Here is a 23,594-nt window from a genome sequence, read left to right as displayed (position 1 = left end):
TTTTTTTAAAATTTTTTAAAATGCTTATTTTAATCGAGATAAATACGTTTTCATTTCTTTCAGGAAACCCGTATAGGCAGTTCTTCCCAAAACCTTCCCCAGGTTTCTGACACCACTGTAACCGGTTAGAATGAAAGTCGCCACCCCCTTGGTATCCACATCAGCCCTGATCTGACCATTCTTCTGCGCCCCAAGGAGCGCAGATTCCAGAGCCTCCGCAACCCGCTGCATCAGTCGGCCTAAGGCCTTTCTGAATGCTTCGCTTACTGGCGACATTTCCTCAACGAGATTTACCACAGGGCAACCGTATTCCACCCTGAAAACAGAATCGTCGAACAGCAATGTATGCAGCATCTTATATATCCCCTCAGTGACATCTTCACCCTGGCTCAGCGGCCTTCCGAGTCCATCCATTACCTGCGGGTAGAAGATCTCGTTGATGATGGCCAGGCCCATTTCTTCTTTCGATTTGAAATGATAAAAGAAGGCGCCCTTAGTTACATTGGTCGTCTTAATGATATCGTCAATGCTGGTGCCATGATACCCCTTCCGGTAAATGAGTTCCAGGGACTTCGCTAAGATCGCTTGTTTTGTGGCCGCAGCTTTCGACATGGTCATGAGCCAAAGATACCACTTGGTATGTTTTATAGCGCCGCTTTTGCGTCAGAATTTTGTAACTTAACGAAGGCTATGCTTATATTGCCAGCTTATTTAACCAGATAAGAACACAAATGAAGCTTGTTTTATTAACCATGCTGCTGTCCTTCAGCATGTCGCTCTATGCGCAACAACCCACCGGAACCCCACAAAGCAGGGGCAGATTTAAGCTGGGTGATGTGACTACCGATCCGGGTGTAAGGGATCCCTGTATGGCCAAAGAAGGCGATACCTATTATGTGTATTTCACAGGGGGAGGCATACAGGTATGGTCGTCTAAAGACATGAAGACCTGGGAAAAACGTCCGTCAGTGTTTAGCGAAGCACCCCAATGGGTGGCGCAGCGATTACCCGGTTTTAAAGGCCTTGGTTTCTGGGCGCCCGATCTGAGCTTTCATAACGGCAAATGGTACCTGTATTATGCCACATCTATTTTCGGTAAAAATACCTCGGTCATTGGGATGGCGACCAATAAAACGCTTGATCCGACTTCTAAGGATTATAAATGGGTAGATGAGGGCATGGTTGTTCAGTCAGTCACCGGCCGCGACGACTGGAACGCGATCGATCCAAACCTTACTGTAGATGAGAACGGTACGCCATGGTTAAGCTTTGGCTCACACTGGAATGGCCTCAAGCTTGTTAAACTCGGGAGTGATTTTAAGACACCTGCCGAGCCGCAGATCTGGCATACCATAGCAGCTCGGCCGCGCGACTTTAAATATACTGACGAGGAGGTGGGCAACGGGGCAGTGGAAGCGCCTTTCATTTTTAAGAAAGGAAAATACTATTACCTGTTCGTGTCCTGGGATGCCTGTTGCGCAGGTGCAAACAGCACTTACAATATCCGGGTCGGCCGTTCCGAAAAGATCACAGGCCCGTATCTCGACCGGGAAGGCAAGAGCATGGCCAAGAATGGTGGTACGCTGGTGCTGGGCGGCGATACTGGTCCCGACCGCAAAGTATACGCAAGAGGACACAATTCTGCCTACACTTTTGACGGGATCGATTACATGGCATTCCACAGCTATACCGACAGCTATGAGCGTCTCGGCATCGAGAAGCTATTCTGGGAAGACGGATGGCCGGTAGTTCAGAAAAAGCATTAGATTTGAAACTTACTCATAAACATGACTTTGAAAAACATTAAATTCTCCGCTGCATCGGCATTTATTGCCCTGGCGTTATTTTCATGCGGACTAAAAAAGCAGGATACGGGCAATTCAGCGACAACTGCGCCTGTACCACTGGTAAATCCTGCGCTCCCTGGAGATAACCCTGACCCTTCCATCATACGGGTAGGGAAGGTATACTACGCTACCTCTACTACCAACGAGTGGGCGCCCTATTTTACCATATATAAATCCACCAATTTGCGCGATTGGAAGCTGGTAAACCATGTATTCCCGGGAGGTTTCAAGGACATGAAAGACCAATGGGGCGAGAATAACTTCTGGGCTTCAGAGCTCGCCTACGATGCCAAACAAAACCGGATTTATGCGTATTATACCGCGCACAACAGGAAAGTAAATGGCAACCCGGGTTTGCAATGCGGTATTGCCTGGATAGATGCCGATGAGATCGAGACTGGCAAGTTTACCGACAACGGTCCGGTGATCATTGAGGACGACTGTGGAGCAATCGATGCCTTCGAGTTTCAGGATAACGGTAAAATATACGCGTTCTGGAAGAACGACGGTAACGGATGCGGCAAGGAAAGCTGGATATGGGTGCAGGAAATCAACGAAAGCCGCACAAAGTTGCTCGGTACCAAACGCAAAGTTTACACCAACAGCCAGCCCTGGGAAACAGCCCTGGTAGAAGGCGCCTGCTTTTTCAGGTTAGGCGAATACGTGTACAGCTTGTACGCTGTCGGCGGATGTTGCGATGCCAATTGCAATTACAAAACGGGTATTGCACGCACACGCAACCTGGCCGAAGGTAAATGGGAGAAGTACGAAAAGAACCCGGTGATGGTGAGCAACGACCGCTGGAGATGCCCTGGTCATGGTACCGTAGTACAATCGGCCGACAACCGTTTGTTTATGCTTTACCACGCCTTTAACAAAGAATACGATGTGTTTGTTGGTCGCGAAGGTATCATTGAAGAACTCAAAATGGGTGCCGATGGCTGGCCGGTGCTGCACAATGCCACTGTGGCCAACCGGCCTAAGCAAGAACTCGATTTCTATAACGACTTCCGTAAAGACAATCAGTTAAGCCTGGTTTGGCAATGGCCATCCAAACTGCAGAAACCGCAGATGAGTTTCGATAAAGGGCTTCACCTGACTGCAGGCAACGACAATCACGAGCTGGGCACATTCCTTGGACAGTACATCAAGACCGTTAACTTCGACATTACGGCGGAGGTGGAAGTAACCGGAGCTACAGCCGGTGTGTGCCTTGGCGGTGCTATCTTTGAAAGCAAATGGCCCGGAGAACTCGGCGGCATCGGCATCGCTGCCTCCAAGCAAGGGTTTGTTGTGTTCAATAACCTGAACAAAAAGTATGAGGTCCTGAAGCAAAGCAACGAGTCATTGTCGGGCACCATTGATTTGAAAATGCAGATCAGCAACAACGGCAAGTTCATCGATTTCTTCTATAAAAATCAAGAATCTGACTGGGTTAAGCTGTATTCAACTGATTTCAATGCTTCCAGGTATGCGCCATGGGGCATGGGCTATCGCGCAGGCATCGTAGCTAAAGGTACAGGTGAGCAGGCTATCTTCAGGCACTTCGGATTAAAGAACAATTAGGTATCGGTATCAGCAGGAAAGCATCAAGCTTCCTGCTGAGTGTAACCTGAATAGGGTGGTAGGGCCGCGCAATTCGAACTTTATTTTGTATATTGACTATTTAACGGGCCAGAACGCCCTGAAATATAACCAAATATACGATTTATGATCACGAACAGAACCTGTATAAAACACCTGTTTTTCTTTCTGGTTTTTCTTTCGGCATGTAAGAAAGACGAGAAACCTCAAGAGCCAGTTGTTGAGCTGAAGAGCGACAAAACACTGAAATCAATTGTGTTTAAGGCGGACAAAAATCCTGTGCTTGTGCACGACGTGCAGGGTGAAATAATCGGAGACACCGTTTACGCAAGAGCTTTTGCTGGAACCAATATTACTTCACTTATACCCGAATTTGAGTATGAGGGCGTCGGAATCAAAGTCGGTGCGCTCGAACAGTCGAGCGGCGTAACGGCCAATAACTTCAGCAACAAGCTCGACTACACCGTGCTGGCAGAAGACGGTACTAAAAAAACGTATACGGTAAAGTTTACCGACAATGGTATTTCAGTGCTTTACATCAATACCAATGGTGCACCTATAAACAGTAAAGATGTATATGTAAACGGTACCATCAAAATTGTAAGCAATTTCAAGGATGTGGCATTTGACGGTAAAACGGAAATTAAGGGGCGGGGCAACTCTACCTGGAACGACATGCCAAAGAAGCCCTACCGCATTAAACTGGAAAAGAAGGCATCGTTGCTCGGTATGCGCGAAAACAGGCACTGGGTTTTGCTTGCCAATTATGCCGATAAAACGCTGATGCGCAATGAACTGGCCTTTACGCTAAGCCGGAACATCGGCAGGGAATTTACGCCCGACTCCCGCTGGGTTGAGGTATATCTGAATGGCGACTACCGGGGTACGTATCAGTTGGTGGAGCAGATCAAGGAAGACGGGTACCGGGTAGATGTAGAGGATGGCGGTTACTTAATTGAGCAGGACCTGTTTGCTACCGGCGAGCCGGTCTACTTTCATACCGCTAAGCGTATGCCTTTTGTGATCAAGTACCCGGATGAAGACGAAATTACCAGCGAGCAAAAAGACTATATAAAGACGCATTTCCAAAAGCTGGAAGATGCCATGTACGGAGATCAGTATACCGATCCGCAAAATGGTTACCGCAAGTATTTCGATGTGGATAGCTATGTCGATTTTTATATTGTGAACGAGGTGATTGGCAATCCTGATGCTTTCCGGAGTACGTACATGTACAAGAAGAAAGATAACGATAAGATTTATGTGGGCCCTATATGGGATTTTGATAAAGCGGCCAACAACGACAACCGTTTGGGCAATCAGGTGAACGGCTTAATGGCCGATCATGCATTTGAACCTAAGATATGGTTTAAGCAACTGATGACCGACCGCAGTTTCAGGCAGCGGATCAGGAGCAGGTGGAATGAGCTCAAGCCCAAGATTCAGGCAGTTCCCGATCTCGTTCCGGTAATTGAAAAGCGACTTGCCGTATCACAGGTCAGGAATTTTACAAAATGGGATATTCTGAAGAAGCAATCGTATCTGGAAATGTATGTTTCGGGATGGTATACGGGCGACGTAAAATATCTTAAAGATTTCTTAACCAACCACATTGCCTGGCTGGATACAAAATTTAACAGCAATGAATATCAATAATTGGTTTTTTTGCCCAACATTTATACATTTGTGCTGCGCCGCATAAGTGCTTTATTTGCCAATGTTCGGGATGTAGCGTAGCCCGGTATCGCGCCAGCATGGGGTGCTGGAGGTCGTAGGTTCAAATCCTGCCATCCCGACTATCAGACCAGTCAGTTATTCTGACTGGTCTTTTTGTTTCCATACCCGGATTTTCCCGTGCCTTTGCTGCTACCAAGTGTCCACAAAATCTGGGATTAATCCGGGTTTTCTTCGGGAATAGTCCACAAAAGGTACCCTTTTTGCGAACAAGCCCCGGATTATTCCCGAAGAAATGTTGGACCAGGTTATACTTATCCCCGCCATTTAACCGCTGTCATGTACAAAAGAAAATGCGGGTTTTTGGAATAAGACCTGTAAATTTAACCCCGTACACACACAAATACACACGAATGAAAAGTACATTTATTTTTCTGCTTACGGCATCACTCTGCTGTTCGTCGGCTTACGCACAGGTTATAGGTAACACCTCATCAGAGGCCAATGGCGTTGGGAAGGAAACCTTTGTAAACCCTTTGCGCAAGGGTGCTGATCCTTTTGTAACAAAACATAACGGCAAATACTATACTATTTTTAACAGGGGTGGGGGTTTTGCGGTTACGGAGTCGCGTTTTCTTACCCGCTTTGAGAAAACTGAAGTGGTTTGGACGCCGCCAAAGGATGCCTGGAACAGCTATAATCTCTGGGCACCCGAGATTCATCATATAGACGGTAAGTGGTATATCTATTATGCCGGATCTGTACACAGGGGCGCGCCGTATTATGCCCAGCGTGCTGGTGTGCTCGAAAGTGATAGCCCTTTTGGCCCGTACACGGATAAAGGAATGCTATATACCGGCGACGATCCTGGAATGAAGAAGGACAATTGCTGGGCTATAGACATGACCGTTTTAAAACATGACGGTAAACTTTATGCCATATGGTCGGGCTGGGAGGCTTTGCACGACCATCACGATGTGAACCAAAACTTATACATCGCGGAAATGAAAAATCCATGGACGCTTGCGGGAAAACGGGTGTTGCTATCTAAACCTGAGCTCGAATGGGAGAAAGGCGACCATATCATCCTGCAGGAAGGTCCGCAAATCTTGCAGCATGGTAAAGATGTATTCATCATTTATTCTACCCGGGGGTCCTGGACCGAACATTACAAACTGGGTCAGCTACGGCTTAGTCCCGGCGCTAAAAACCTGCTAGATCCTAAGTTATGGGTAAAACACGGTCAGCCAGTGTTTCAGGGCACAGCTACCGTACACGGACTAGGGCATGCCAGCATGACCACCTCGCCCGATGACAGCGAATACTGGATCTATTACCATTCTAAGGCTGCTATTGGCGGGGGCTGGGACAACAGGGAGGTTTACCTGCAAAAGTTTTCTTTCGATGCCAAAGGAAACCCGGTGTTTGGAACGCCTAAGGGAAGAGGCGAGATGAAGCGCCCATCCGGTGAGCTGGAACTGGAAAAATAGACCATACGTATTCCTACGTATTTTTATATTTCGTTAAACATTTGTTGCGTGCGCTTGTAGTATAGCCAGAAATCTATTTATAAAGAACATAAACATAAGACTATGGCAACTTCAAAACAATCTCAAGACATGCCGAATGCACATCTTCACGAGTTATTCGTTGACGAGCTTAGAGATATGCTTGGTGCAGAGAAGCAATTATTAAAAGGACTTAAGAAATTGTCTGCGGCTGCAGGCAGCGAAAAGCTAAGAACTGCATTTGAAACGCACTATGCGCAGACTGAAGGACAAATTGAACGTTTAAAACAAGTTTTTCAGGCTGTGGGCTTAACCGCCAGGGGCAAAAAATGTAAGGCAATGGAAGGCTTGCTGAGCGAAGCTGACGAAATTCTTGAAAGTTTCGAAGATCAACCAGAAGTGCTTGATGCAGCCTTGATTTCGGCCGCTCAGAAAGTAGAGCACTATGAAATTGCAAGCTACGGATGCCTGGTAACTTACGCTAAGTTAATGGAGCATACGGAAGCTGAAGAGCTTCTGGCAGCTACGCTGGCAGAGGAAAAGGAGACAGACGTGCTGCTTACCGAAATTGCGATGTCGGAAGCTAACATGGGTGCAACCGCCTAAAATCCCTGTTTATACATAAATCATCTCTGTAAACCCTGCTGATTTTCAGTGGGGTTTTTTATTTAAGGCCGAAAGCGCCAAAGGTATTTGGTAAGATAGCCAAGTAATTTAGGTACAGTTCTTGTGTTTTTTGTGAAATAGTTGAAACTTTTAAAGATCTAACGGGTTATTATAGAAAATTGCATTTTTGACCATATAAAATATATTAAAAATTATGTTTATATCAAATCTAAATTTCAAAATGCGTAGTTTTACTATGCTTTTCGCAGCTGCACTAGCTGTATTTTCACTCTCGTCGTGCAAAGATGACGATGATAACGACTTTGCCATGAGCAATCAGGATTTTGTTACTAAAGCATCAAGCAGTAACATGTTTGAAATCCAGGCGGGAGCACTCGCTATCGAGAGAGGTTCAAACCCTGCTGTAAAAGCATACGGCGAGATGATGGTGGAAGAACACACAGCCGTAGGTGATGAGTTGCACAGTCTTGCCTCTCAGAAGGAATGGGGCGTTCCTGAAAAGATCCTTACGAAAGAACAGGATTTAATGGATATGCTTACACCGCTTACCGGTGCTGAATTCGATAGAGAATTTGCTCGTATCATGGTGCTATCACATAGCGACGCTGTCGGTTTGTTTACTACGGCTAGCGCAGAAATGGGTGTGGCTGATGGTGATTTGAGAAACTGGGCTGGAGCGAAATTGCCTGCTTTGAAACTTCATTTGCAGCACGCAACGGAACTTCAGGCTGTAGTTGCACCTTAGTTAGTTTGTTACATTATCAAAAAAGGCGTCAGATTTGACGCCTTTTTTATGGCCTAGCATGGAGGGATCATTCCCATTCAAGTTTAACGCGCTGATTTCCGGTAAGCTGGTACTCTAATCCGTCGTCTCGTTTTGCGGGACTTAGTTCGCGGATTTGCTTGCCTTTTCCCGTAGTTACTTTTAACTTGTAATTCTTTTTCTCATTTCCCTTTAAGACTATCCTCATCCGGCAGTAAAGCAGTTCACTACCGTTTGTGTGCAGTGTTACGCGTTTTTTTGAAACGCGAAAGGCTTTTAGTGGATAATCGACAAAAATCAGAAAGTCTTCGCCATTAACCTTAAAATATTGTCGCGGCAAAACTCCAAAAGCGATACCCGCTCCATATACTTCCTGGCCCACGGTACCCGATTTGTTCCATCCGTCCTGTAAGTCTTCCAAGGCTACCCAAAGGTTGGGATCAATTTCGCCTGTTTTAACCTCTTCACTGAGGAGCTCTTTAGGCAACATTGGCGGGTAATAGTAAGGCATGCGCGTAATAACGTACTTCACCATTTCGGAAAGCAGTAAGCTTACGGACGGTAGGAGTTTCAGTTCGGCCGCCTCTTTAAGATAGCCGTGCAAGGCAGCGTAAACCTCCTGCTCCTCATAGGCTGCCGTATACGGGGCATCGCGCAACGGGAAAATTGCAAAGAAAGTAGGGTAGTGTTTCGCGTTCCCATAGTTGCATTCCCAAAGCTGTACGTTATTCATTATAGCAGCAATACATACGTAGCTTAGGTCGAGGTAGTGTTCGTCGCCCGTTTCCTTGTAAAGCCGGAGCAGGGCAACGGCAGCGAAGGCGGTGTTGTTTCCCTGGTAAAAGAGGTCGAAGCTAAGTTTATCCAGTTTTTTAACAGCTCGCTTTGCTTCATTAAGAAACCTTTTATTTTTTGTGATCATCCAGATCTCCATCATAAGCTTGGCATAGGCCCCTGGTACATCCTTTTCTCCGCCGGCTCCCGGCTCAGTCTCTGCTTTAACTACCTCCAGGGTATCCATGCGGTAAAATACAGGCCACTCGTATTTGAAACGTTTGGCAACCTTAATGGCATAATCAATCGATTTGAGCAGCAGCTCTTCTGCATCTTTATCCTTGTATACCGCCAGTCTGGCCAGGTTCATCAATGGATGATGTAAATACCAGGAGTCCATCATCCTTTCCTGTTTTTGCTCCTCCGAACGGTCCAGGTTGCCTTCAAGAGCTGGCAACCATCTCACTATCGTACCCAGACCTTCATCGTAAAATGACCACAATCCTGCTTTAACCAGCTTAATAGACGCTATTTCTTCTCCCTTCCAACCGCCATATTCTATCATCGGCAGGAGTACAGCCAACTGTACCATTATTTCGGGCGGCGATTTATAATCGCTCACATAGGCATTAAGATAGGGATTCCCGTCGGCAAAGGTCCAGCAGCCTTTATGTGAAACCAGGTCGGCCAAGCCCTTTTCCCCAATCTCAAGCCAGTCGTGATACTTCGTTTCCGGCTTGGGAATAAGCGGATAAATGGTAGCCAGGCTGTCGAGGTATGCCCTGCAGATTTTAACATTTGTAGTGGGTACCTCGTTACTAAGCGTCACATAGGCGTCGGAGACAACAACAGCTTTTCCGGCAGGAAGTGGCTCTTCCATGCTGGTCGGCAACGAAAAACCAAGTTCAGGCCACACACCGCCCACCATGCCGCCAGCCGATGTTTTGGTGGCTTCACAGTAATCGTTCAGTGCAGAAAGATTTTGAAAATAAAAAACAGAGCCTGTTGCCGGTTTTTCAAGGGTAAAGTGCAATATACCAGATCTGGTGCCTACCTGCGCGGCGTGTATCTTACCGCCCGATTGTTTGATGTTGCCATTTTTCTGTAAAGGAAGAATATCCTTTGGCCAGTATGGAATAAGCAGGTCTGTGGCCGGGGTAAGTTTAGCACTGTAGTGAAAGAGCGGCTGGGTAGGATCCGGAAATTCGAGCGTAACCACATAGCTGAGGGACGAAGAACTTAATTTAAAAGTGTATTCGTTGTCTCCATGCTTGAGATCGTCCAGACCGAGATGGTCGGCCGGTGCAAAGGCCATTCGGAAGGCGGTTTTCCCGCCGCTTTTCCATTGGGCAACCAGCCACAAAGAATCGTTGGCCAGGTAGCATTCAAAGTTTATGCCCGCATGGGTTTTTTGTACCACTGCAGCCGTACTACGCAGGTCGTCCTGCGCATTGGCGGCCCAGGCTGTTACCGGTAACTTACTCATATACTTTAAATCATTTGTAAATGTGGTCTTATTTTAAGGTCCACTATATCGCATCGTTTTGGCTGTGCCAAACAATACAGCACGCTCATGGCGATGTCTTCGGCTTTCAGCATTTCTAATTTTTCTATTTTATCCCGTTGCTCCTCGGCCGAACTAGGCTGCATATCGGTGCCTACTGCCCCAGGTTCTATAAGGGTTACTTTGATGCCTTTCTTGTTGACCTCTTTTCTCAATGCTTCCGAGAAGCCTTGTATGGCCGACTTCGTAGCCACATAAACGGAACTTCCATCTTCACGAACGTCGGCGCTCATAGATCCGATATTTACAATATGGCCGCCGCCATTAGCTTCAAGTCTCTTGACGGCTTGGTGCGTACAGGCCATATAACCCAGCAAGTTCGTTTGCACAATGTATTGCCAGTCGGAATAATTTCCTTCGCTTATGCCCTGGAAGGCAAGAGCGGCATTGTTTACCAGGATGTCCAGTCCCCCCAGTTTACTGTCAGCCTCCGAGAAAATTCGTTCAATCTCATCCGCGTGGGCCACATCGGCGGTAAAGCCTAAGCATTCGCCTGCACCCTCCAGCGAACTGATCTCTTGCAACGTCTGTTGAAGTGGCTCCTGGTTACGACCGAATATCATGACCCTTGCGCCAACCGACGCCAGTAAAATCGCTGCAGCACGCCCGATGCCAGTCGTGCCCCCGGTTATCAATATCCTTTTACCACTAAGGTTTTCCGGTAAATAATCTCTTAAATTTTCCATAGTTAATACGTTGATGTTTACGTAATAACAAATAGAGATTCCCGTAAGTTTTATTACAAATACCAGAAAGGCTTTCGTACTTCTACGTAATTTTGATCCAGACCGGAGCGTGATCACTGGTTTTCTCCCAGCCCCGAACGTGGCGGTCTACCGCCGCCTCTGTAAGTCGCGGTGCCAGTTGCGGACTGAGCAGAAAATGGTCGATACGCAGTCCGGCATCCCGTCCGTAGGCATTGCGGAAATAATCCCAGAAGGTATAGATTTTCTCATCCGGATAAAGTTTACGGATGGCGTCTGTCCAGCCCTGATCGGTAACCGCCTTAAACGCAGCACGGGTTTCCGGTCTGAACAAAGCATCATCTACCCATCGCTCCGGCTTGTACACGTCCAGATCGGTAGGCATCACGTTATAGTCGCCCGCCATCACGATCGGAAGTCCCGTCTCCAGCAAACGCGCCGCATGAAGCCGGAAACGTTCAAACCAGGCCAGTTTATAGTCGAACTTCGGTCCGGGGGCCGGGTTGCCATTAGGCAAATACAGACAGCAGACAAGTATCCCGCCCACCGATGCTTCCAGGTAGCGGCTTTGAAGATCCTCATCGTCGCCGGGCAGTCCGCGCCTGATCTCCTGAATGTCCTCGTTTCGCGATAGAATAGCCACACCGTTCCAGCTTTTTTGTCCGGCCCAAATGGCGTGATAGCCAGCATCTTTAATGGCCTGCTCGGGAAACTTTTCCTGCGGGGCCTTTAGTTCCTGCAGGCAAACCACATCAGGCTGCGCTTCACTAAGCCAGCGCAAAAGCACAGGCAGTCTGCCATTTACTCCGTTTACATTATAGGTAGCTATCTTCATAATTTCTTAGTCATGTTACAACACAAACGTAAATATACGCCGCATTTTTGCTCGTTAGTAGAATTGTTTTAATTTAGCATCCTTCATCGGCCATATCGATGTGCCAAATATTTAAACCTCATTGTAATGAAAAGAACACTAAACACCATTTTAGCAGCAGCGCTTGTTCTTGCAGCAGCGGGCTGTAATCAGCCGGCAAAAACAGATGCTTCGGCGCAGGGCGACAGTACTGTGACCACCGTGCAGCTCGACAGCAGCAAGTTCCAGAAGGAGATAGACGGCAAGCGGACAAACCTGTACGTGCTGAAGAACAAGAATAATATGCAGGCGTACTTTACCAACTATGGCGGTCGCCTGGTGAGTTTGCTTGTTCCCGACAGTGCCGGTAACCTGGTTGATGTGGTGGTTGGATTTGATAGTGTAGAAGGCTTCGAGAAATCTACCGAGCCCTACTTTGGTGCTACCATAGGCCGTTATGGCAACCGCATTGCCAAAGGCAAGTTTAGTCTGGACGGCAAGCCCTACACCCTGTTCGTTAACAACGGTCAGAATACGCTTCATGGGGGGAAAAAGGGCTTCCAATACGTAGTATGGGATGCGCAGCAGCCCGACAGCAGCACCTTGGTGCTCACCTATCTTTCCAAAGACATGGAAGAAGGTTATCCCGGAAATCTGAACGTTAAAGTAACCTACAGCTTAACCGACGATAATGAATTAAAAATGGATTATGAGGCTACTACTGATAAGAAGACCTTGTGTAATCTGACCAACCACGCGTTCTTTAACCTGAACGGAGAGGGAAGCGGAACAATCCTGAACCATACCCTGCAGATCTTTGCCGATCAGTATACCCCGGTTGATACTACACTTATCCCTTTAGGAAAGCATGCAGATGTTAAGGGAACGCCTTTCGATTTTACTTCGCCTAAAACCATTGGGGAGCGTATTGAGCAGGACAATGAGCAGTTGAAGGCGGGTACCGGATACGATCACAATTTTGTGCTTAATGGAACTAAAGGCATGGGCATGACGCATGCTGCTACGGTAAAAGGCGATAAAACAGGTATCGTGATGGATATTTACACGCAGGAGCCTGGTCTGCAGTTTTACTCGGGTAATTTTATGCAAAGCAAGAACGTCTTTAAAGGTGGTGCTAAGGATGACTTCCGGACTGCACTTGCGCTGGAGACACAACACTTTCCGGATTCTCCTAACCAGCCATCGTTCCCTTCTACGGTGTTAAACCCTGGAGAGCAGTATAGGACATCATCTGTTTACAAGTTTAGTGTGGCTAAATAGTTTGTAAGCCATATTTACAGGTATATCAAGGCGTCTCCTCCGTATAAGGTGGGACGCCTTGTTTTTTATACCTGTTATAGTTGCTGAAAACCCTGTTTCCGAAACCTTTAAGGTTTGAAACTGTTTTATTTGTACAATTTACGCCTATGGAAGCGGATAAGGATTATGGTATAGAAGAGGTCCCCGAACAAAAGGTAGGCTCGGAGATGAATGCTGTGGAACGCCGGACATTTGATTCTGAGCAGGAGGCAATGGCTTTTTTTGAGCAGGTGAAAAACAGGATGCTCGATGTAAACCAGTGGGCCAATATGGCCAAACTTCCTATGTCGACCTTTCAGCTTATCGGCAGTTCCAGGGTGCGCGCCGAACGTCTGGCAGTAGACGGCGACTATATCCGTATTGATGTGCCGGGCCCGGGCACGCTGGCGGGTTGCGGTTACGACTGGGTACGGATTGAGCGGATCAGTGCACAGAAGTATCCTAATGTTGATGTGCTGACCATGACGGTGAGGCCATCGGTAAACCCGATGAACGACGATCAGAACATCGCGCATTTTCTGAAGGACAGTGCCACGTCTACCTTCCAGGTCAAGCGCATAGGCAAGGAAGTTTTTGCAGAAGAGCATGCGCGGAACGAGGTGCCTAATACCAGCACGACCCATACACTTGATAATATCAGAAATACACTAGTAGGCTGGAGTGCCAAGATCGGGTTGTCGTATCCGCAATGGAAGGGTTTGGTTAAAGGACTGTTGGATTAACAGGTCTTTTTGTATAGATTTGGTTATACCACATAACCAAAACCTAGATGAAAGAAGAAGCAAACAAACCTGAGGCGGCCAGGAACCGCCGCGACTTCCTTAAGACTGCCGCCATAGCCGCAGCCGGATTTATGATCGTGCCGAGACATGTTCTTGGAGGAAAAGGATTTCTGGCGCCGAGCGACCGCCTGCTCCTTGCCGGTATTGGCGCAGGGGGAAAAGGGGAGAGCGATATTTCCCTGATTGTGAAAGGCGGCAAAACAGATGTAGCCTTTTTATGTGATGTAGATGATCGCCGCGCGGCGACTTCTATACGCAATTTCCCGAAAGCGAAATACTATAAAGACTACCGGGTGCTGTTCGATAAAGAAGCGAACAATTTTGATGCGGTCACGGTGTCTACGCCCGACCATACGCACGCTCAGATCGCGATGGCCGCCATGCAGTTGGGCAAGCACGTCTACGTGCAGAAGCCCCTGGCGCATGATGTGTATGAAGCCAGGATGCTCACTGAGGCAGCCAAACGTTATAAGGTAGTTACCCAAATGGGAAACCAGGGCGCTTCCGGCGACGGGGTAAGGCGTTTACAGGAATGGTATAACGCGGGTAAGATAGGGAAGGTACATACCGTGTATTGCTGGACCGACCGGCCGGTGTGGCCGCAGGGGATAGCCTGGCCTACCACAACAGCGCCGGTTCCAAAAGAATTAGACTGGGATTTATGGCTTGGCAGTGCGCCGTACAAACCTTATATAGATAAAATGGTACCCTTCAACTGGCGCGGCTGGTGGGATTACGGTACAGGTGCACTAGGCGATATGGGCTGTCACCTGGTAGAGCCACCCTTCAGGGTCTTAGGGCTCGAGACGCCGGTGAGCGTAGAATGCAGCGTGGGCAGCGTATATGTAGATGAATTCAGAAGGGGCTATTTCCCTGAGAGTTGTCCCCCTTCCAGCCATGTGATCATGACCTTCAATAAAACAGGAAAGGCTAAAGATGATGTGCAGCTTCACTGGATGGACGGTGGTATAAAGCCGGAGCGACCAGAGGAGTTGGGTCCGAATGAAAGCTTTGGTGATAATGGCGTGTTGTTTATAGGAACAAAGGGCAAGATGATCTGCGAAACCTATGGCATGAATCCAAAGTTACTTCCGCTTTCAAGAAACGAATCCGACAAAACCAAAGTGAGCATAACCAGGGTGCCCGGACAGGAGGATGGCCATTACGCACAATTTGCCGAGGCCTCTATAGCTGGGTATGGCAAGATGGAACTGAGTTCGCCCTTTGAAACTGCTGGTCCCCTCACCGAAACACTGCTGATCGCAAATCTGGCCATTCGAGGAATTGATGTGCAGCGCAGAGATGCCAACGGAAGGATCAGTTACCCAGGTCGCGACATCAAGCTGCTGTGGGATAAGCAAAACCTGAAAGTCACCAATTTTGATGAAGTAAATCAGTTTGTAAAGAGAAATTACCGGGCAGGCTGGACGCTTGGTATATAAGCATGGACTTAGAGATGAATACGGATAAGCCCCTTCGGGTACTTGTGGTAGGCTGCGGCAATATGGGCGCTTCGCATGCCATAGCCTATCACCATATAGACGGGTTTGAGATCTGCGGACTGGTATCGACCGGCCAAAGCAAGAAGACACTGAACGACCGGCTTGGCGGCGGCTATGCCTTGTTCAGTGATTTCTACGAGGCGCTTGAAGCCACACGACCCGATGCCGTGTGTATCGCGACATATCCGGATACCCATGAAGCCTATGCAGTGAAATCTCTCGACGCCGGCTGCCATGTGTTTATTGAAAAGCCAATTGCAGATACGGTAGAAGGAGCCGAACGCGTAGCTGAGGCCGCACGCAGGAATGGAAAGAAACTGGTAGTGGGCTACATTTTAAGGTATCATCCTTCCTGGCAGAAGTTCATCGAGCTATCGGCGTCGGCCGGTAAACCACTGGTGATGCGTATGAACCTGAACCAGCAGAGCAGCGGCGCCAAATGGACGGTGCACCGCAACCTGATGAACAGCCTGAGTCCGATTGTAGACTGCGCGGTACATTATATCGATGTGATGTGCCAGATGACCCGTTCGCGGCCTGTACAGGTGAGCGCGATCGGAGCAAGGCTTACCGACGATATTCCGGCCTGGAACTATAATTACGGTCAGTTGCAGATCCGTTTTGAGGACGGTTCTATTGGTTGGTACGAGGCAGGCTGGGGGCCGATGATGAGTGAAACAGCGTTTTTTATTAAAGATGTGATAGGCCCCAGGGGCAGTGTTTCCATTGTCGCAAAAAATGCCTCAGCCAGCGGAAATTCAGACAATATAGATGCGCATACCAAGACAGAATCTTTGAAGGTTCACCATGCCGAACTAGGGGCGGATGGCCTGTTTGCACGCTCAGACGAATGGGTCGATTTAAGCGATGAGCCTGATCATCAGGAGCTTTGCAACAGGGAGCAGCGATTCTTTCTCGAGGCGATACGCAGCGATGCTGATCTTTCGGACGCTACAGCCGACGCAGTGAACAGCTTAAAGATTGCCCTGGCATGCGACGAGTCGGTCCGCACAGGCCATATTGTGATGTTGAACAGTTAAAAAAAATTAAAAAAGATTGTTGAATATTCTTTTGGACTATATTCAATAAAGAATTACTTTAGAGCGATATATTAAAAAAATATTAAAATCTTAAACGAAGAAAGACATGGACAAATTTTCAAAACTGAAAGAATTGGTTGCAAGCGTAGAGGCTGATGCTGACAAATTTTACAACTCAGGAAATGGCGCTGCTGGTACAAGAGTACGTAAGGCAATGCAGGAACTGAAGGGACTTGCTCAGGAAATCCGTACAGAAATTACTGAGAAGAAAAACACTAAGTAATCCATTGCAAGATATAAGAGGCTGGTTGTAAAACCAGCCTTTTTTATTTACAATAAGATTTGCGCTTATTTAGCCGATTTTATATCTTTGGCGCTTCTAAAGGGAATGCCTCGGTAGCTCAGCTGGATAGAGCAACGGTTTTCTAAACCGTGGGTCAGGAGTTCGAACCTCTTCCGGGGTACAGAGAAAAGGGAGTCAAAGATGGCTCCCTTTCTCGTTTCTAAAACTTAGCTGTTCTGTCGCTATCATCATTGAACACAACTTGTTTCCTATCGTACTGCTCGACTGGCTTACTTATGTCGATAATAAGCCTTACTCTCGCACTTATTTTGTATTTACGATTAGGCAATCCTTTCGCGGCCAGATAAATTTAATGAAAAGATTCGACGTTGATGCTCAAACTTTCAGGGATCTTCAGATATTTGGGGTCGAAAAGCGCGACAAAAGTGTATTTTCCCATTTCAACCAGACCTCTACACTAGGTGGAAGTGAAAAGCTAAAGCTCATCTTTGAAAACCCCTTGGTGGACGCAGAGCTGTTGGAGAGCAGGCATGCGTTGTTTTCCTATTTGCTTGAGCATGAAATAAAACTGAATTTCGACAAGGAGGCCGTCGACTTTATTGAATATTTTGTTAACCAAAGGAGCTCGCCCAGGCCTTTCAGTAAGATTGGAGTGGTATGGGAGGCGATCAATAACTTTACAGGGCTTAGCCAAGAGAGCTACAATAAGCTTCGCGGTGTTCATGAGCTCCTGGATCTTATCAAAGTCATTAAAGCATTTTGTGATGATCTTCAGGGCGAAATTCCCGAGTTGCTTTTAGCTATTAAAGATGCTGTTTTAGGGTTACTGAAGGATGTAAATATTCGCTCAGGGATAGACACCCGTCCTGGCATATTGAATATCAGCCAATTAAATAGATGTAATTTTACGATCAGAAAGAGTTTGCTTAAAGAGGTCAAAATTCTTCTCGAACTCATTTACCAGCTGGACGCGTCGGTCGCGGTCGTGAAAGCCGGCAAGATGTATGGGTTAAGCTATCCCATATTGAGTACCGGCACATCACATGTCCTCAGAATTGAAGGGGCGTTTCATTTATTTTTGAAGGATCCTGTCACGAACGATATCAATTTTTCTCAGGATAAAAATGTATGTTTCGTAACTGGGGTGAACATGGCAGGAAAATCGACATTTCTTAAGTCTGTGGCCGTATGTGTTTATCTCGCTCATCTTGGTTTACCCGTTCCCGCCAGGCATATGGAGTTTAGTGTTCTAGACGGATTAGTTACCACGATAAACCTGCCAGATAGCCTCAACGAGGGTTATAGCCATTTCTACACCGAGGTGAAGCGGGTAAAGCATGTAGCTGAAAAGGTTAGCGAGGGCAGGAGTATGCTTGTGATTTTTGACGAACTGTTCAGAGGTACAAATGTAAAGGACGCTTATGACGCGTCGCTTTCCATTATCGATTCCTTTGCTAAGATCAAAAGCAGTTTTTTTATGGTGTCTACCCATATTACTGAGGTAGCAAAGAAACTTGAGAAGAGGGAAAATATTAATTTCAGTTTTCTGGAGACTAAAATGATTGGGGGACAGCCTGTATTTACCTATCGCCTTCAGAAAGGGATTACAGATGAGCGCCTGGGGCTTTGGATTGTCGAGAACGAAGGGATATTTAGAATATTAAATAGTTAGAGGGCACCACATCGACAATACGGAATTATTGGAGCACATTTCGCGGGTAGGGATCGACTTTTTGTAAGCCCTTGCGCCTTGGCCCGAAAGGGGATTTTTCCGATATTTAGCTCAATGGAAAAAGATATGCTGGAACTATTGAAGGGACCCTGGCCCTGGTATGTTGCTGGTCCGCTGATCGGGCTTACCGTACCCACACTATTGCTTATCGGCAACAAATCGTTTGGTATCAGCTCATCATTACGGCATATCTGTGCGATGTGTATCCCTGCGGACATTACCTTTTTCAAATACGACTGGAAAAATGAGGTATGGAACCTTCTTTTCGTGTTCGGAATCTTTTTAGGCGGAATCATCGCTTCCAGTTTTTTGCCGAATCCAGATCCGGTGGAAATAAACCCGGTTTTGGCAGGAGAGCTCGCTGGATATGGAATCACCAACTACGATAATCTGGTTCCCGAGGAAATCTTTAACTGGCAGTCGCTGCTCACTATGAAGGGCTTCTTTCTGATCATTGTCGGTGGTTTTTTCGTGGGATTCGGTACGCGCTATGCGGGGGGATGTACAAGCGGGCACGCCATTATGGGCATAGCTAATTTACAATGGCCATCGCTTGTGGCTACCATATGTTTTATGATTGGCGGATTTGCCATGGGCAATTTGATTTTGCCTTTGATACTTTCACTTTAACCACGGCATATGAAGAACCTTAAATACCTGTTCGTTGGCCTGCTTTTCGGCATTGTCTTCGTAAAATCGGAAGTGATAAGTTGGTTTCGCATCCAGGAAATGTTCCGTTTGCAGTCCTTTCATATGTATGGGATTATTGGTAGTGCCGTAATTACGGCGATGATCTCGATCTTCATAATAAAGCGGTTCAAGATAAAAACCATCTACGGCGAACCGATTAAGATTGCTCCGAAAACGTTTAACAAGGGGCAGATTTACGGCGGCTTGATTTTCGGTTTCGGTTGGGCGCTAACCGGGTGCCTGTCCAGGGCCGCTTTTCGCGCAGATTGGCACGGGGGCGACGGTTGTTGGGGTGACTTTGCTGAGTGCCATTGCGGGCACATGGGTGTACGGCCTTATACGAGACAGGCTGCCGCATTAATACAGCGAGGTCATTCCAGGTTCTTGATGAAGGTACTTGGCGACATTTTGAATGCCCTGAAGAAGCTGCGACTGAAATGGTTAGGCGAGCTGAAACCGGTAATGTTTGCGACTTCTGATATTCGGTAAGTGCCTTCCGACAGCAAGGCTGCGGCTTTTTTTAACCTGGCTAAAGTGATAATCTCCGTTAGGGTAAGATTAGAGGCGGAACGCACCTTGCGATAGAGTGTGGGCCGACTTATGCACAATAAATCTGCGAGCGACTGGATGTCAAAGCCCGGATTGTCCAGGTTGCTGGTGATTGCATCATTGAGTCTTTCCAGAAACTGTTCATCTGCATTGTTGCCCGCTGTTGATTTTAAATGGCTTAGCGGCGATGATGCAAAGTAATTTCGGATGGTGTCTCGGTTTTCGAGCAGATTTTTGATCTGCGCCAGCAGGTGCCGGGGTGAAAAGGGTTTCTCGATATATGCATCGGCCCCGGTTTCGAGCCCTTCGATCCTTGATGTAAGCGTATTTTTTGCCGTAAGCAGTATGAGCGGGATATGGCACCAGGCCATGCTGGATTTGAGTTGGCGGCATAGTTCAAAGCCATCGAGGTCTGGCATCATAACATCGCTGATGATCAGATCTACTGGATTTCCTCTGAGTATATCTTCAACAAGCATGGGTTGCTGAGTCTTCAAAACCTGATAATGTGCAGCGATTGAATCTTCTATGAACTCAAGTATCTCCGGGTTATCATCAATCAAAAGAATTGTTGCATTCATCATAGCGGCAGCTTCAGGACAAATATATTCATCGCTTCATTTGTTTCCAGCACAAGTGTACCACCGTTCAATTCAGCTAGCGATCTCGCTAAAGTGAGACCTATTCCTGATCCGGAAATATGTGCTGTATCCGGGATGCGATAGAAACTTTCAAAGACTTTTTCTTTTAAATGTGATGGTATAACGAAGCCGTCGTTAGCCACCTTCATGCACAAATCAGCGTCCTTTTCAACTGTTTGGAACTCAATATATACCGCACTCTTGGCGTATTTAACAGCATTTCCAATCAGGTTGTCAACTATCTTGGTGAACGATTCTTCGTCTATACGGGCCAGTACACCGGGTTGCAGTTGGCTTTTTAACCGAATTTCGCTCTTAGCTACCATATCGGAATAGGCATCAATGATTTCCTGAAGGCAGGCAGATAAATTAATCTGCGCACTGGTTTTGCCGGCCAGCTCAGATTCTGCTCTGCGGAAATCGAGCAACTGATCACTGAGTTTTATTAGCCGTTCCGTATTGCGAGAGATGTTGTTTAAGCTTTTAGATACTGACTTCATTTGGCCAACCTCATCCATGACCTGTTCCAACGGGCCTTTAATCAAGGTAAGGGGAGTCCGGATTTCATGCGCTACATTCGTCAGAAATTCCATTTTAGATTGGTACATCTCTTTTTCTCTATTGAGCGCAAGCTGTTTTAAGTGTCGCTCGGTCTTTTCCCTGCTTTTTCTGCGGTAGTTGGAAATGAGCCAGGTCGACACTCCTAGGATTAACACACCATACACAGCGAGTGCGTAATTACTGAGCCAGAAGGGCCTGTCTATAACGATCACGAGTTGCTGTTCCGCGCCGAGCGTATCTGCTGTAGCTGCCGGCTTTACGCGGAAACGGTAGGTGCCGGGCGACAGCTTGGTGAAGTGGGCTATGTTGTTGTTTTTCAGGAAGGTCCAGGCCGTGTCGAGTCCGTCCATCTTGTAGAGGTATTGACTAACCCGCGGAGCGATAAAGCTCAATGCGGAAAAACCGATGCTGAAGGAGGACTGATCATGTCTGAGTTGTACGGTATCCGTATAGCTTATCGATCTCTTTAATATACTGCTGTCGATCTTAAGTTCAGTGTTATATACCTTAAAGCTTGTAATGTAGACACGCGGCAGGGTGGCGGACGACTGCAACTCGGCTGGCTGAAAACTTATGAGTCCGCGTATTGTACCTATGTAAAAAGTTCCTTTGTCGTTCAGTCCAGAGTTGTAGTTAAACTGATCAGTCAGAAGTCCCTGAGGCTGATCAAAAATAGTCCAGTTCCCGGCCTTGCGGTTATATCGCGCTAAACCTTTGGAGGTGGTTACCCAAATGTTTTTTTCTGCATCTTCAAGCGTCTTTAAAACAAGATTGCTCGGCAATCCATCGTCTAGGGTAATCCTCTTGAACCTTCTCTTGTTTTTGTCAAGGAAGTTAAGTCCTCCATTTTCCGTGGCAAACCAGTAATGATGGTCGCTATCCTGAAAGATATCCGATATCATGTTATTGCTAAGGCTGTTGTCCTCAGTATCACTATGTTTATAGCTTAGCCACTTTTTACGTGATCTATCTTTAAAAAACACACCGTTTCGGACGGTGCCCACCCACAGCGTTTCCTCATGGTCTTCAAGCAGGGTCGTCACATAACAGTCGCCAGGCAATCCTTCTGTCAGCCTGAAGCGATCTGCGACAGGGTCGTAGGCATAAAGTCCCCGGTCCGTCCCTGCATATATGATCTTGCTTTTGGTTTTATATAAAACGTTGATGAAGTTCGTTTTTAGTCCGCTCGAAGAACTTTCAGCCCCGTAATGCCTGATGACTTTACCTGTTTTGATATCGAGAATATCCAAACCCCGTTCAAACGTCCCTACCCATAGTTCTTTTCCCTGGGCCAGCAGCCCATGTACGTTATCAGATGACAAGGCGCCTTTCTTCGGAGCACTTCTAAAGCTGGTAATTTTACCTGTTGTTTTTTCAATTTTGTTCAGTCCGGCGTCTTCTGTCCCAACCCAGAGGTTCCCGTACTCATCCTTACATATTTCACGGACCGCATTTCCACTTATTGCGTCTGAGGCTGAGTTGGGAAAATACTTTTTAAAAACCGATAATCTTGGATGATAATAGCTTAAACCTCCAAAATACGTAGCTGCCCATATGCCGCCTTCCACATCTTTAAATAAACTATAAACGGCATTGTCGCTAAGCGCGTAAGGATCTGTATAGCTTCGCGTCAGTCGCGAAATGCTTTGCGTTTTACGGTTATAAATGACAATACCAGCCTCTGTAGCAATCCAAAACTCATTTTCACTTTTCTGCAGCATGTTTCTGACGTATACTGGCTGACCAAACGTATTGGAGCTAATGACATACCGGTGTTTTCGCGACTGACGATCAAAAGCGATCAACCCCGTAGTTGATCCCAGAAACACGGTGCTGCCTGCGCTGTATATTGTTGTGATCCGTCCGTGGCCCGCGGCAAGGGGATGGTCTGGGTTCGCGCAGACAAAGCGGTCTCCATCATTTATATACTCGTAAATATAGCCCGAGGTGGTGCAGAGCCACATCGCCTCTCCGTTTGTGTTAAAAGTTGCGATGTCGGCGTCCTGGCCGACTGAAAATCTCTTCGTTTCCTTACGAAGGGCTTTGTAACGATACAGCTTACGACCTGCAATGGCCCATATATTAGCCTGGCTGTCCACAGCGAGCTTCTCTATTTCAATCTGGGGAATCTGTTTCAACAATGAGAATCTTTCTGTCTGGTCGTTGAATTTATATACACCCGCCCTGGTCGCCATCCATATAGCTCCATCTCCAGCAGCCACAATTTTTAGGATAAACCCGCGGACGCTTTCCGGATAGCCTGCCTCGTTATAGGCTTTGAAGTTGCTGCCGTCAAATCTGATCAGCCCTTCCTTGCCGCCAAACCACATAAAACCTCGTTGGTCTTGGGTCACCGTAAAGATCGTATTGTTGCTCAAGCCGTCTTCTACGCGATAGTTCCGAAAATAGTAGGGCTGGGCAATCACATTACTGGTGATGGCAATAAAAGCAAATAGTGTAGCGGTGAGTATCCTTTTCAATGCTGATCTTTACTCAAAAGTACAAAAAGGCACCACCAATTTGAGGTGCGACTTCTCTGGCACAACGCTTTGAAACAAATTGAATAGCTTTTGAG

The 23,594-nt window shown here is 47.0% G+C and carries 19 protein-coding genes, 2 tRNA genes and 1 pseudogene; 16 read left to right on the top strand and 6 right to left on the bottom strand.

The features are described from left to right. Positions 1-24: 24 nt before the first annotated feature. Positions 25-618: a TetR/AcrR family transcriptional regulator gene (locus QEP07_RS03255; protein WP_285008503.1), complete on the bottom strand. Its 594-nt coding sequence runs from the start codon at positions 616-618 to the stop codon at positions 25-27. 113 nt (positions 619-731) lie between these two features. Here QEP07_RS03255 and QEP07_RS03250 point away from each other — a divergent pair, with 113 nt between their 5' ends. From QEP07_RS03250 to QEP07_RS03220, 7 genes are all read left to right on the top strand, one after another. Next, complete coding sequence (locus QEP07_RS03250) at positions 732-1,766, top strand: arabinan endo-1,5-alpha-L-arabinosidase (RefSeq protein ID WP_285008502.1); 1,035 nt, start codon at positions 732-734, stop codon at positions 1,764-1,766. 21 nt (positions 1,767-1,787) lie between these two features. Beyond that, positions 1,788-3,413: a glycoside hydrolase family 43 protein gene (locus QEP07_RS03245; RefSeq protein WP_285008501.1), complete on the top strand. Its 1,626-nt coding sequence runs from the start codon at positions 1,788-1,790 to the stop codon at positions 3,411-3,413. Between the two features lie 144 nt (positions 3,414-3,557). Then, complete coding sequence (locus QEP07_RS03240; RefSeq protein WP_285008500.1) at positions 3,558-5,087, top strand: CotH kinase family protein; 1,530 nt, start codon at positions 3,558-3,560, stop codon at positions 5,085-5,087. A 66-nt stretch (positions 5,088-5,153) separates the two neighbouring features. Then, positions 5,154-5,227, top strand: a tRNA-Pro gene (locus tag QEP07_RS03235). A 291-nt stretch (positions 5,228-5,518) separates the two neighbouring features. After that, entirely contained in the window at positions 5,519-6,595 is a 1,077-nt protein-coding gene (locus tag QEP07_RS03230) for a glycoside hydrolase family 43 protein (RefSeq protein WP_285008499.1), read from the top strand. A 102-nt stretch (positions 6,596-6,697) separates the two neighbouring features. Further along, complete coding sequence (locus QEP07_RS03225; protein ID WP_285008498.1) at positions 6,698-7,219, top strand: YciE/YciF ferroxidase family protein; 522 nt, start codon at positions 6,698-6,700, stop codon at positions 7,217-7,219. A gap of 241 nt (positions 7,220-7,460) precedes the next feature. Further along, positions 7,461-7,985, top strand: a complete 525-nt coding sequence (locus QEP07_RS03220) for a DUF4142 domain-containing protein (RefSeq protein ID WP_285008497.1) — start codon at positions 7,461-7,463, stop codon at positions 7,983-7,985. A 67-nt stretch (positions 7,986-8,052) separates the two neighbouring features. Here QEP07_RS03220 and QEP07_RS03215 read toward each other — a convergent pair whose 3' ends face one another. From QEP07_RS03215 to xth, 3 genes are all read right to left on the bottom strand, one after another. Further along, complete coding sequence (locus QEP07_RS03215) at positions 8,053-10,263, bottom strand: glycoside hydrolase family protein (RefSeq protein WP_285008496.1); 2,211 nt, start codon at positions 10,261-10,263, stop codon at positions 8,053-8,055. A 5-nt stretch (positions 10,264-10,268) separates the two neighbouring features. Continuing rightward, entirely contained in the window at positions 10,269-11,027 is a 759-nt protein-coding gene (locus tag QEP07_RS03210) for an SDR family oxidoreductase (RefSeq protein WP_285008495.1), read from the bottom strand. Positions 11,028-11,109: 82 nt separating this feature from the next. Beyond that, the gene (gene xth, locus QEP07_RS03205) at positions 11,110-11,880 is read right to left on the bottom strand and encodes an exodeoxyribonuclease III (protein WP_285008494.1); all 771 of its coding nucleotides are present in this window, start codon (positions 11,878-11,880) and stop codon (positions 11,110-11,112) included. Positions 11,881-12,006: 126 nt separating this feature from the next. On the opposite strand from xth, the gene QEP07_RS03200 reads away from it, so the two are divergent. The 9 genes and pseudogenes from QEP07_RS03200 (at position 12,007) to QEP07_RS03160 (ending at position 19,629) form a co-directional block, all read left to right on the top strand. Then, positions 12,007-13,179: an aldose epimerase family protein gene (locus QEP07_RS03200; RefSeq protein WP_285008493.1), complete on the top strand. Its 1,173-nt coding sequence runs from the start codon at positions 12,007-12,009 to the stop codon at positions 13,177-13,179. A gap of 146 nt (positions 13,180-13,325) precedes the next feature. Next, the gene (locus tag QEP07_RS03195; RefSeq protein WP_285008492.1) at positions 13,326-13,940 is read left to right on the top strand and encodes a hypothetical protein; all 615 of its coding nucleotides are present in this window, start codon (positions 13,326-13,328) and stop codon (positions 13,938-13,940) included. A 47-nt stretch (positions 13,941-13,987) separates the two neighbouring features. Next, entirely contained in the window at positions 13,988-15,442 is a 1,455-nt protein-coding gene (locus QEP07_RS03190; RefSeq protein ID WP_285008491.1) for a Gfo/Idh/MocA family protein, read from the top strand. Positions 15,443-15,444: 2 nt separating this feature from the next. Continuing rightward, on the top strand, positions 15,445-16,542 hold the full coding sequence (locus QEP07_RS03185; RefSeq protein WP_285008490.1) for a Gfo/Idh/MocA family protein: 1,098 nt from the start codon (positions 15,445-15,447) through the stop codon (positions 16,540-16,542). A 106-nt stretch (positions 16,543-16,648) separates the two neighbouring features. Continuing rightward, positions 16,649-16,825 carry a BF3379 family histone-like protein gene (locus QEP07_RS03180; protein ID WP_256005489.1) on the top strand — a complete coding sequence of 59 codons (177 nt, stop codon included), beginning with the start codon at positions 16,649-16,651 and terminating at the stop codon, positions 16,823-16,825. Between the two features lie 107 nt (positions 16,826-16,932). Then, positions 16,933-17,006: transfer RNA gene (locus tag QEP07_RS03175), tRNA-Arg, on the top strand. A 192-nt stretch (positions 17,007-17,198) separates the two neighbouring features. Then, entirely contained in the window at positions 17,199-18,518 is a 1,320-nt protein-coding gene (locus tag QEP07_RS03170; RefSeq protein ID WP_285008489.1) for a MutS-related protein, read from the top strand. Positions 18,519-18,632: 114 nt separating this feature from the next. Next, on the top strand, positions 18,633-19,208 hold the full coding sequence (locus QEP07_RS03165) for a YeeE/YedE family protein (RefSeq protein ID WP_285008488.1): 576 nt from the start codon (positions 18,633-18,635) through the stop codon (positions 19,206-19,208). Between the two features lie 9 nt (positions 19,209-19,217). Next, positions 19,218-19,629 (top strand): annotated as a pseudogene (locus QEP07_RS03160) (DUF6691 family protein). A 10-nt stretch (positions 19,630-19,639) separates the two neighbouring features. Here QEP07_RS03160 and QEP07_RS03155 read toward each other — a convergent pair. Further along, positions 19,640-20,401, bottom strand: coding sequence for a response regulator transcription factor (locus tag QEP07_RS03155; RefSeq protein ID WP_285008487.1), 762 nt, complete (start codon positions 20,399-20,401; stop codon positions 19,640-19,642). Beyond that, positions 20,398-23,499, bottom strand: a complete 3,102-nt coding sequence (locus tag QEP07_RS03150) for a ligand-binding sensor domain-containing protein (RefSeq protein WP_285008486.1) — start codon at positions 23,497-23,499, stop codon at positions 20,398-20,400. The genes QEP07_RS03155 and QEP07_RS03150 overlap by 4 nt, the downstream gene beginning before the upstream one ends. Positions 23,500-23,594: the final 95 nt, after the last annotated feature.

Source organism: Pedobacter faecalis (assembly GCF_030182585.1).
In the GTDB taxonomy this organism is placed as follows: Bacteria; Bacteroidota; Bacteroidia; order Sphingobacteriales; family Sphingobacteriaceae; genus Pedobacter; species Pedobacter faecalis.
This window is presented reverse-complemented; position numbering and strand designations above follow the sequence as displayed.